The organism is Microcoleus sp. PH2017_12_PCY_D_A, from assembly GCF_020738565.1.
Lineage (GTDB): Bacteria > Cyanobacteriota > Cyanobacteriia > Cyanobacteriales > Microcoleaceae > Microcoleus.
Map to the genome: position 1 here is coordinate 29,570 of NZ_JAEQCI010000071.1, position 11,090 is coordinate 40,659.

The 11,090-nt window shown below is 46.1% G+C and carries 11 protein-coding genes; 5 read left to right on the forward strand and 6 right to left on the reverse strand.

Annotated elements, in window-relative coordinates:
* Nucleotides 1-530: 530 nt before the first annotated feature.
* Together JGK39_RS20795 and JGK39_RS20800 are read right to left on the reverse strand one after the other, a co-directional pair.
* Nucleotides 531-2,123, reverse strand: a complete 1,593-nt coding sequence (locus JGK39_RS20795) for an SDR family NAD(P)-dependent oxidoreductase (protein WP_293322366.1) — start codon at nt 2,121-2,123, stop codon at nt 531-533.
* A 274-nt stretch (nt 2,124-2,397) separates the two neighbouring features.
* On the reverse strand, nt 2,398-2,997 hold the full coding sequence (locus JGK39_RS20800; RefSeq protein ID WP_293261300.1) for a cytochrome b/b6 domain-containing protein: 600 nt from the start codon (nt 2,995-2,997) through the stop codon (nt 2,398-2,400).
* Nucleotides 2,998-3,410: 413 nt separating this feature from the next.
* On the opposite strand from JGK39_RS20800, the gene JGK39_RS20805 reads away from it, so the two are divergent.
* The gene (locus tag JGK39_RS20805) at nt 3,411-3,965 is read left to right on the forward strand and encodes a glutathione S-transferase family protein (RefSeq protein ID WP_293261297.1); all 555 of its coding nucleotides are present in this window, start codon (nt 3,411-3,413) and stop codon (nt 3,963-3,965) included.
* 245 nt (nt 3,966-4,210) lie between these two features.
* On the opposite strand, the gene JGK39_RS20810 is transcribed toward JGK39_RS20805, so the two are convergent.
* From JGK39_RS20810 to JGK39_RS20820, 3 genes are all read right to left on the reverse strand, one after another.
* Entirely contained in the window at nt 4,211-4,348 is a 138-nt protein-coding gene (locus JGK39_RS20810; protein WP_293149949.1) for a photosystem II reaction center protein K, read from the reverse strand.
* A gap of 60 nt (nt 4,349-4,408) precedes the next feature.
* A complete protein-coding gene (gene tgt, locus JGK39_RS20815; protein WP_293261295.1) occupies nt 4,409-5,539 on the reverse strand; it encodes a tRNA guanosine(34) transglycosylase Tgt in 1,131 nt (376 codons plus the stop codon).
* 304 nt (nt 5,540-5,843) lie between these two features.
* On the reverse strand, nt 5,844-6,293 hold the full coding sequence (locus JGK39_RS20820) for a hypothetical protein (protein ID WP_293261293.1): 450 nt from the start codon (nt 6,291-6,293) through the stop codon (nt 5,844-5,846).
* A gap of 259 nt (nt 6,294-6,552) precedes the next feature.
* Between JGK39_RS20820 and cobS the strand changes: the two genes are divergently transcribed.
* Entirely contained in the window at nt 6,553-7,350 is a 798-nt protein-coding gene (gene cobS / locus JGK39_RS20825) for an adenosylcobinamide-GDP ribazoletransferase (protein WP_293261291.1), read from the forward strand.
* A gap of 150 nt (nt 7,351-7,500) precedes the next feature.
* Complete coding sequence (locus tag JGK39_RS20830) at nt 7,501-7,800, forward strand: hypothetical protein (RefSeq protein WP_293261289.1); 300 nt, start codon at nt 7,501-7,503, stop codon at nt 7,798-7,800.
* A gap of 253 nt (nt 7,801-8,053) precedes the next feature.
* Here the strand turns inward: JGK39_RS20830 and JGK39_RS20835 are convergent, their stop codons facing one another.
* Complete coding sequence (locus JGK39_RS20835) at nt 8,054-9,802, reverse strand: hypothetical protein (protein WP_293261287.1); 1,749 nt, start codon at nt 9,800-9,802, stop codon at nt 8,054-8,056.
* A gap of 433 nt (nt 9,803-10,235) precedes the next feature.
* Between JGK39_RS20835 and JGK39_RS20840 the strand changes: the two genes are divergently transcribed.
* On the forward strand, nt 10,236-10,469 hold the full coding sequence (locus JGK39_RS20840) for a hypothetical protein (protein ID WP_293261284.1): 234 nt from the start codon (nt 10,236-10,238) through the stop codon (nt 10,467-10,469).
* Nucleotides 10,470-10,516: 47 nt separating this feature from the next.
* A complete protein-coding gene (locus JGK39_RS20845) occupies nt 10,517-10,729 on the forward strand; it encodes a hypothetical protein (protein ID WP_293261281.1) in 213 nt (70 codons plus the stop codon).
* Nucleotides 10,730-11,090: the final 361 nt, after the last annotated feature.

Here is an 11,090-nt window from a genome sequence, read left to right on the forward strand (position 1 = left end):
TCCGCAAGAAAGAAGGACTGAAGTCCTCACGATCAAACTAGAGAGTGAGGTTCGTAGTGAGGACTTTAGTCCGCAAGAAAGAAGGACTGAAGTCCTCACTACGAACCTAATTCTAAATTCTTCACCAAACTTGATATGATAGGATTAGGGGAATAATAAAGTCTTCCGTAGGGTGTGTCGCTTCCACCATCTTTAAGAAAGACCGACAATCTAATAGCGACACACCTGGAAGCTTCAATGAACCTATAAACAAGCCGAGTTTTTTTACTGTAGCTTTTTTTATAAATGATATTACCAATACTTCGGACAGTTTTAGATGCGATCGAGTCTCCGAAACCCTTGCTGGCTATATGCTGGACTATTTTTTCAATGTTTGACTTTGCCCCACTCGTTGAAAAAACTGTCCGAAGTATTGATTACCCGAAAGAATTGGTAGAAAGCCCCAAGCTTTTTCGGAAGAAATTAAAATCAGACGATTCCTTACTCCAATCCTCTTCCTTCCTTTCTCAAGTGATGTCAATTGTCAACTGTCACAGGTCAACTGAACTCTTCCCCATTGTGACAGGTTTCTGATAATTAGAAGTGTAACCTGGTAAAACTTTTATACTCGGCTGGGCGACTCGTAATGTTAAAGAAAGACGCACTTTACCACTTCTATTATAAATAGAACGATGTACAAGTCGATCCGTAAATAAAATAAACTCACCGGGTTTTAAAACTACCGCGATAGCCTTCTCTTCTACTTCCTTAGGAACTCGAAAAAAATGATTTCCACTAAAGGGATCGGTAATTTTGACTTGACATTTTTCGACTTCACTTTTCGAGATATATTCAAACCCGTTTGTCTCCGTTACTTCTGTTAAACCAATATAAATATTAATTGTTTTTCCCTCCCCACTCAGTAAATTAGGATAAATATCTCGATGCCAAAAAGGAATTAATTGACGTGAGGGATAATTAGCCCATAATTCCGATCTCCATAATTTTAAATTGTCCCCTAAATAAGCTGTCAGTATTTTTAATAAATTCTCATCTTGACACAGGTGCAACACCGCAGCCGAATCCAAATGTCTTTCCATATAAAATTGGCCTTTGTAACATTGAACAAGCAGTAACACAATTGAACCAAATTGGAACCTCAAAAAGGCTCTTAATGCCTGAGTCAATAAAACTTTAACGGGTGGTTTTGGTAAAACTTCCTGAAAGATACGATCGCAAATAGTCGCGAGTTCATCCTGATTTAAGTTGAGTTCGTAAGGCCCCCATATCTCATCACTAGCATCGTAATTATTTCTCTCTTTCTGGACGGCTTGAGTGCAGCCAGTCCATAATAAACTTTTTTCCCACAACTCGCGGCATAAATCATTATTTTGTGCTAATACAGGTAATTTTATTTCTTGTCCTGTTCGACCTAAAAATTTACCTGTGATCGACTCAAATTCTGGAGAATTTGCACATAATAGACTGCTATAAGCTCCCTTTTCGGGACTAATTCCTAAACCGAGATATTTGCTCAAACGATGACCGATGGTAATATTAGATTGGACAAAACCTGGATGAACTGCGTTAACTGTCACATTCGTTAATTTTTGGGCAAGCTGTCTGGTTAATAGCAACAGGCAAAGTTTAGATTGGTTATACAATTCAATAAAATTCAAAGGTGTTTTTTTGACAAATAAATCCCACTTAATTTGAGTGGGTTTTAATGCTAAATCTGAGGAGACAAAAATTACGCGACTTGGGGCGGAATCTGGGATTTTATATAATAATAAATAAGTCATAAGAAAATGACCTAAATAATTGGTTCCCCAAATCAACTCAAATCCTTCTTGAGTCATTCCTCTGGCGTCGAATATTCCGGCATTGTTGACGAGGATATGTAAGGGCAAATTTCGGTCTTGAAATAGTTTAACACAGTGACGCACTGACTCTAAGGAGGCTAGATTTAAGGGTAAATATTCTATATTGGGATTTCCGGTAGTTTCACGGATGTAGGCGATCGCAGTTGTAGCTTTTTCCTGGGATCGACAAGCAATAAAGACGTGATGTCCTAATTTAGCTAAACCTAAAGATGTCATTAAACCCACACCGGAATTACCACCAGTAACGAGACAAACTTGCATAAATTAATTGATTTTTGATGTTGTTGAGAGTTATTATATTACGGTTGGCGTTATAATTTATTAGGATGCCTTCGCATTTTCTGGAATCGTTTCGCGGGTTTTATAGGCAGACAAAGCACAAAAATCATAACCTGCTTCATCGGATGCTGATTTCAGCAGGGTGGCAAAGTTAACATTTCCTAGTACAGTGCCCCTAGGAGCACCTGTTAAATAGTTTGGTCTATCGCGGCGATTTTACCAGAAACAGCAGTACACAATCAATGGCGGTTCGCGACTAAGATCGATCGACAAAAGAGCGAATTTTCTGCCACCAAACAGTAGGTGAATCCTCCTGGCGGTATTTGCGATCGAACATCGACAAAATTAGGGGCCAACCTCCCACCTTCGCACTCATCAACAAGTGCATTAGCAGACAAAACACCAATATCACCCATCCCGTCAAATGCAAATAATACCAAACCTGCGTCAAATCCCCCGCCGGCAGCCATTCTTCCTTAACCATACTCCCAGATGCGATCGCAAATGTCAGCGCTAACAACATCAAAGTATTCACAATCCGGTGCAAACTGTACCACCAAATCGGTTTTCCCAACTGAGTTAGTTTGGCAAAAGAATCTGGCTGCACCAAGCGTCTTTGACCTGCATACAAACTGTACAATGCAAAAGCCGGCATTGCTCCTAACAGCAACAGCTTGCCAAAAGTGCCGTGAATCCCGATAATGTCTGCAATCGGAGGTACGGGTACTTTGCCCAACCGCCCGTCATAGGTATTGTACACTAGAAATGCGCTCAAAATTGACAAAAGGGCGATCGCAGCGTTAGCCCCGTGCAGTAATCTGAGCAGCAGTGGCTGGTAAGGTCGAGATTGCGGCATCCTTAATTCTGCTACTTAATAAATAGTCGTTCCTATAATACAGCCAAGCGCGGATTTTTTCAACAGGTTTGTAGTGAGGACTTCAGTCCTCAAAAAACAGGTTTGTAGTGAGGACTTCAGTCCTCAAAAAACCGAGGACTGAAGTTCTCACTAGGAACTTTATAACGGTTATCAAACAGGTTTGTAGTGAGGACTTCAGTCCTCAAAAAACAGGTTTGTAGTGAGGACTTCAGTCCTCAAAAAACCGAGGACTTCAGTCCTCACTACGAACTTTATAACGGTTATTTTACGGGGTCTGATATCATTAAATGTCTCATTGTCCTTGTGCGCTGTGCTAACAGTGATATCACCAGTCTCTGCCTCCAATTCCCCAAAAATGCTATAACAGCAATATTGTATTCAAATAAAAAATTGTGTTGAAACTTTACGGCGGGGCCCGCAGCAGGGCCTCAATTGTCAAGTGGTATCTCGAAGAAATAGCGGTTCCTTACGAATTTGTGATGCTGGATATGCAAGCAGGGGAACACTTGCAGCCAGAGTTTCTTGAAATTAATCCGATCGGCAAAGTACCGGGAATTGTTGACGGAGATTTTAAACTTTGGGAATCCGGGGCAATTTTGCTGTATTTAGCTCAAAAATATGGTAAGATGCCGGACGCTGTGGAAAAACAAGCCGAAATTGTGCAGTGGGTCATTTTTGCTAACGCTACTCTCGGCCCGGGAATATTTGTGGAAGCCAGCCGCGATCGCGAAACCCCGAAATTGTTACAACCCTTAAATCGCATTTTCGAGAAACAGCCGTTTTTAATGGGCGATGAATTCGGTGTCGCCGACGCAGCAGTCGGGTCAATGTTGGCCTACATTCCAATGATGTTAAAATTAGACCTCAGTGCTTATCCGGCTGTTTTGGATTACATGAAGCGGATCTCGGAAAGACCGGCATTTAAAAGTGCGATCGGCGGAAGTTGAAGGAAGTTCGGCAACGGATTTTTTAACGGATGTAACGGATGTAACGGATAGAGGAGTGGTGCGCTGCGAACCGAGAAACCGGGTTTTTCACTATTATTGAGGGTTTTAATCAAGTATTTCGCAAAAAACCCGGTTTCTGGCCGCCCATGCGTCCACGAGTAGCACAGAAGCAAAAACGAAACAAAACTTAACAGCTAAAATCAGGGGCAATTGCTGAATTGCCCCTGTTTTTAAGGAAATCAGACTTATCTGAACCCGACAGCCGCTTGCCAGACAAAAGCCAGCAGCAAGAAAAACACCGGAATCACTGGCAAAACATTAATCAAAGGATCAAAGATCGCATAAGCCTCGGGCAGTTTAGCCAACAGTAATGCAGCTTCCATGAATCAACCTACCTATCCAACACAATTTTCATAATTGTCGCATATCTTTACCCACGGCAATCACGATCGATCGACAGTTGGTGCCAGCCAGTGGGCAAACTCTTCGGTAAATCGATCGGCCAAAATCGCCTCCCGCATCTTCCCAGTAAAGCGAATCAACTCCGTCACGTTGTGCAGCGCCAGCAAAGTATAGCTGAGTGCTTCCTTAGCCCGCGCCAAATGCGCCAAATAAGCCCGACTGAATTTTTGGCAGGTATAGCAAGGACAAGACTCATCCAGCGGAGCAAAATCCTCTCGAAAGCGAGCATTTTTCAAATTCCAGCGCTCCCCGCGCACAAAAGCTGTCCCGTGACGGCCCAGCCGAGTCGGAATCACGCAGTCAAACATATCTACGCCGCTCGCCACGGCTAACGCCATTTCGCGATAGGTGCCAATCCCCATCAAATAACGGGGTTTATTTGCCGGTAACAGGGGCGCAGTAACTCTGACAATATCTGCGATCAAATCCCCCGATTCGCCGACGCTAACTCCGCCGATCGCATAACCGGGCAAATCCAAGTCTACCAACTGGTTCGCCGCGCGCGATCGCAAATCGGGGAAAACGCCCCCCTGCACGATGCCGAACAAAGCTTGCTCCGGGCGCGAGTGAGCCTGCATACAGCGTTGCAGCCAGCGGTAAGTGCGATCTGTGGCCGCCTCCACCTCGTCCCGCGTAGCGGGGTAAGGCGGACATTCATCGAAGGCCATAATCACGTCAGCGCCCAACTCGTTCTGAATCTCGATCGACTTTTCCGGCGTTAAATTAATGATGCGGCCGTCGCGGGGAGCTCGAAAAGTCACCCCATTCTCAGAAATAGTCCGCATTTGGCTCAAGCTAAACACCTGAAAGCCGCCCGAATCCGTCAGAATCGGGCCAGGCCAAGCCATAAATTTGTGCAATCCGCCCGCGCCGGCGACAATCGCTTCTCCCGGCTGCAAGTGCAAGTGATAAGTATTTGCCAAAACCATTTGAGAGCCGGCGTCCTCAAGATGTGCCGGTGTCAAGGTTTTGACATTGGCCAGCGTCCCCACCGGCATAAATTTAGGTGTTTCCACAATACCGTGGGGAGTTTTGAAAACCCCCGCACGCGCTTGGGTATGGCTGCAATTAGCCTGACATTTAAAAGAAAATCTCGCCTTGTCTTCAGTCATTAGTCACCGTCGATCGTTAACCGCTACTGGGCAGTCGTTGTTATCTAATAGACATCTCCACAACAGCAAGCTTTGAACAGGCATCCTGCCTGTTCCACAATAATTATTGGAGATGTCTAATCTATTGTTGTAGACATCGCGACAAAAAACCCATGACCCCGCCCAAAAACGGATACAAGTTTCCGACAAGCGTCGTGGAGGGCAAAAAATTTTAGACCCTAGTTTCTACCTCGCAGATTCACGGCGCTGCGAGTAAATCTAAAATCTAAAATCTAAAATCTAAAATCGACTGACTGACTGACGATTAAAATGGGGAATCATCCTCATCCAATTGCAGATCCCAGTTTCCTGAGAGTACCTGATCGACCACCGCATCTAAAGCTGCAGCATTTAAATTCCGGGCGACTTGCTCTTGCAAAGGATTGGAAAGGGGAATTAACCGCAACTGCCGTCCCTCTTGAATCAGGTCAAAATAAGCACCTTCTTCGGGAGAGTGCTTCAGTTCCAGGTAATCAAAACTATATACGTTCAAATAAAGCGCGTGGTTGGCAATCAGGGTAGAACGATCGGGGTTCGCGAAGACTTCGAGCACGTAACCTTCCCCTTCGCTGTAAACCTTGCCATCTTGGATGTGAAGGTAGCGGACACGTCCCAAATCAAACAGCAATCTTTTGATATCGCGCTTGTTGACGACAATGCCAGTATCGATGATGCAAGGAGCAACTACCCTGTTATTCAATTGGTCGTGACTCATGGAGCAAAAGCCTCTGTTGTAGTATGTTCCCGTCTAGGAAATCAGGGATTTAGCTAGAATTCTGGATACGGGAAACGCGGGTAGTGAGTTTAGCCATTTTAGATTGGGATCTTCGGGATCGCTGCCGACACAGGTTTTCCGGGGAAAAGAACTCGGGCAGGAGGAATACCCGATCCAAAGGACTTGGGTGTTACAGTTCCAATTCTGGCACAGGCTAATGAATTAGCAACCGCATACAAGATGAAAAATTTTCTATCTTATGATGGATGATAAATTGGTTCGCTCTACGATCGACTTTTTCCGGACTCAAGGCGCTGCCATCGCAGCCGCGGTCGCTTTTTATACTTGCTTGCCGGTACCGATGTCTTGGACTTTGGAGTTTCGGGGCATTGCTCGCTTGGCACCGGCGATCGGGCTTTTGATTGGCGGGATGCTGGGACTGGCGGATCTGGGCTTGCAGTTGTTGGGAATGCCTGCTCTGACTCGATCGGCCTTGGTGGTAGTTTTGGGCATCGCGGTGACTGGCGGGCTGCACCTAGACGGGGCTATGGACGCGGCGGACGGGCTGGCCGTACCCGACCCCGTTCGCAGGCTGGAAGTGATGCGGGATAGCGTTACAGGGGCCTTTGGGGCGATGGCTGCGATCGCGATCGTCCTGCTGAAAACCGCCGCTCTCTCGGACTTGAGTAACTATCGGTGGTTGGCTTTGATGGGTGTGGCGGGTTGGGGGAGGTGGGGCCAACTGGTGGCGATCGCCCGCTATCCCTATCTCCGCCCCGAGGGTAAGGGAGCTTTTCATAAAGAATCGATTTACTCTCCTTTTGATTTTATTCCAGGAGTGCTGTTGTTGCTAAGTTTGAGCGTGCTGCAAGTTGTCTTGGAGGGCGATCGGTGGCTGTTGGCGGTGGGGATGGCTTTGGGCGGAAGTGCGATCGGAATTTTTGCCGGTGCCTGGTTTAACCACCGTTTGGGGGGTCACACGGGGGATACTTACGGTGCTGTAGTCGAGTGGACTGAGGCTTTGTTGCTGTGTCTTTTGGCGGCCTTGCAAGGGTGATTGAAATCGCTGCTTGTCAAACGAAGTTCACTCCTAGCGAACTAAATAATCAAGGTGGAAATCCGCACTCAACAGCAAGGATTTTCATCCTGTTTGCTGGCAATGGCCGCGCTAGATTAGATACAGAAAACCTCAATCTTCTAAAAAGCTATGGAATATTTAATTGGTGCGATCGTTCTAGGAATGCTGATTTGGGCTGGGATCGAGATTGTCCAAACAGTCCGCAACTGGGAACCGAATCAATCTGAGTTTAACAAAAAGATGCAATCCGAAATGGGCCAGTACGAGGCTAATGGTTTTGTAGCTGATAGCGCGATCGACTCTGGCGCGAAAACAGTCGAAAACGCACTCCAAGCCAGCCACTGCGCCGCCGAAGCTGCGGGTTGCGAAGCTGCTCCAAGTGCGATCGCCCATGCCGTAGAAACCTTATCGCACCTGCTCCACCATTAATATTATCTCAAAAGTCACGACGACAATTAAATAGGTTCGTAGTCAGGACTTGAGTCCTCTCTTTTTTGATGAGGACTGAAGTCCTCACTACAAACCTCATCATGTTTGTAGTGAGGACTTGAGTCCTCTCTCCTTTAATGAGGACTGAAGTCCTCACTACAAACGTTATGGCAGGATTTATGCTCTTCGACTAAAAAACCAGGTTTTAAATGAATAGAAAATCCCATGCAAATTTTCCATTCATTTATAATTTTTACCCCTTAGCCTCAACCCAAACAGTCATCCCCTCAACCCTCAAACCTTTGCCGCGAGTGCCGCAATATTGACCGTTAGAACCAACAGGAGTATCGCCCACATTCTGAATGTGAGCGGTGTAAAATACATCGTACTTATCAGCTTGCGGCCCAGTCAGCCGCGCGGCAAATCCTTCAATGCGCTTAGCTTTGCCCCGGAAACCGGCGAGTTCCCCTTCCGAGATCCAAGCAGTATCGCCAACTCCTTCAACGTGAGCCATGTACTCCAAATTTAAACCGGGAACCGGAGGCTCTATTTTAATTTGAAATCCTTCGACGCGGCGGCCTTGAGCTTTGGTACCGGCGTATTCTTTATCGCTAAAAGTTCGATCGCCAATTCCTTGAATGTGCGCCAACACTTTTAAACCCACAGGCGCCACAACTTGAAAACTCGCAGACGGCGCGATCCAAACTTTGATCCCTTCTATTCTCAAAGCTTTGCCGCGAGTGCCGCAATATTCGCCGTTGGAGGACACCTCGGTGTCGCCGATATTCTGAATGTGAGCGCTATAAAATATGTCGTACTTATCAACTTGCGGCCCAGTCAGCCGCACGGCAAATCCTTCAATTCGTTTCGCTTGACCCCGAAAACCGGCTAATTCCCCTTCGCTAATCCAAGGGGTATCGCCAACACCTTCGACGTGAGCCATATACTCGACTTTTAAGCCAGGAATTTGTGGCTCGATATTAATTTGAAATCCTTCAACGCGGAGGCCTTTACCTTTAGTGCCGGCGTATTCTTGAGCGCTAAAAGTTCGATCGCCAATTCCTTGAATGTGCGCCAAAACTTTCAATCCCAAACCGCCCTCTACTGGCACTTGTTGAATCTCGCGAGGTGCCCCAAACACAATGTTGCCGGAACCGGTTGCTTGAAGGGATTTAGGTACTTCCACACTAGGAACGATAATCACCTCGTGCATGGGGGCGGAAGGTGCGGGGGATTCCAAAATTTGGATTTGTGGCGCAACTGCAACTTGTTTCGGCGCGACATTTCCTGACGGGATGATCATAACTTCGGGCAGAGGTTCGGCGCCCCTTTTTGGTTCGGGCGCTGCTTTAAATGCGGGTTCGACTTTCGCAGGTGCTGCTTTTACCATCTCAGTAATGGTTAATTTGCCTCTGGAAATGGCGACGGCTATTTGTTTCCCAAAAGCGGCGCTGACTGTTTCTTCGAGGATCACCCACTGTTCGTCATCTAGTTTGTCTTGCTGTTCTACTAGGGCGAGAACTGCTGCAACTGGGTGTTTCCCGCCCACTAAAGATTCTGCGTCGGAATGCAGTTGAGTCGGGGTTGATTCGGAAATCGCGCGGTGCAGTTCCCGGGCTCTGCCATGAACTGATTGTAAGGGCGCGAAGTCGCTTTGTTCGCGGTGGGCGATCGCCAATACTCGATCGAGCACTTTCAAAGCTGCGTCGCGAATTCCTGCTTTACCTGCGGAAGCTGTGGCTGTCTCGACTAAGTTTTGAATGTCTTTGAGGGAAGTAATCTCCCCCGGCGCGAGGGCGGATTTATTGAGTTCGAGTGCTTTTTTTTGGACTTCTGCAAAGTTTTGGCTGTAGGCGCTAATTTCTTGAAGTAAGCTGTCCGAGGGAGGAAAGCCCGAGTCTTGCAGTTGTTTGGCCGATCTTGACAGGCGATCGGCTAAATTACCATAAGTTTCCGATAATCTGGCTATTTGTTGTAACAAATCTTTATGTGGTGCTTCCATAGGTCTTGCCGTAAATATTTAACTTGCTGATTATAGACGGTGAGAGCCTTCTGAAGGTAGAAAGCAGTAGTCATCAGTCATGAGTCATCAGTCATGAGTCATCAGTCAAGGACTTACGCATGGACGACCACAGAAACCGGGTTTTTCAACCTTTTCGGCGGGATGCAACGAGGTAGAGGCGTGAAAAAACCCGGTTTCTCGCCACCCGTGCGTAACTCATCAGCAATATTTTCCCACTCTCCCCCTCGAGCCCTCGGACACTCCCCCGCGTGATCCCTGTCACATCCGTGCAATTACTTAGTCACACTCTGCGAGTCCGGCTGTCACGGCCGACCATTAAAAATGTCACACAAATTGAGCAATAGCGGTCACTGCCGAGTCAGTGAAAACCGTTGATACTGAGGCTATTCCAAAAATAAAACCCCAAAGTGTTATGGTACTGATTCGCGATCTCGCCCAACAAGCTCTGAGCCTAGGTTATTTAACTCTTGAAGCCGAAAATCAACTGCGGCGGATGTTAACTACTACCAAGTATGAATTGGAAGACTTAAATGCTTTTATGAATTTGCAACTAGCAGCCATGTCCGGCTTGGTAAAACAAGAGTCTCGCGAACTCAAACAATTTGAAATGTTTGGCGAGACCGCTTCGGAAACTTCCTGTTGGTAATTATTTTGCTTTTGACACCTTGAATTTTAGTAAGGAACATTTCGCTCGTGCTTATTCGTGAAGTTGTAAAACAAGCTATTGACGCTGGATATCTTAGTTTGGAAGCGGAAAATGAAATGCAGCATATTTTTTCCTCGTCGAAGTGTGATTTGGAAGATTTGAATGCTTTTATGAGCTTGCAGTTAGCTGCGATGGCGGGGCGCGTGCGGCAAGAGTCTTTGGAATCGATAAATTTGCCCAATGTTTATGGAAAAAATTAATCTTGTTTCTTCAGTTTTTGGGCTGGATAAACATTGATTATTATGCCCAAAAATCCACTAATATTATAAGTTAGTTTTCCCCTAATTTTTATCACAACAATAAAAAATCAGACATTATATAGCGGTTCTCAAAAAAGTGAGGTATGCCGGAGAGCCCCATGCCCCATGCCCCATGCCCGGCCGAGGCCAGTCGTCCGCGAATATGAGAGCTTGAAAGGCTATACCTCTGACATCTCTGACTAAGGAATGAAAAATAAATAAGTTGATGGATTGTCGGATATAATCAAGAACAGCGCCCTGATTCCTGTTTAATCTAAAACCGATAGAAGCTCGCTTTCTTGTTTTTCTATTCTACCACCCT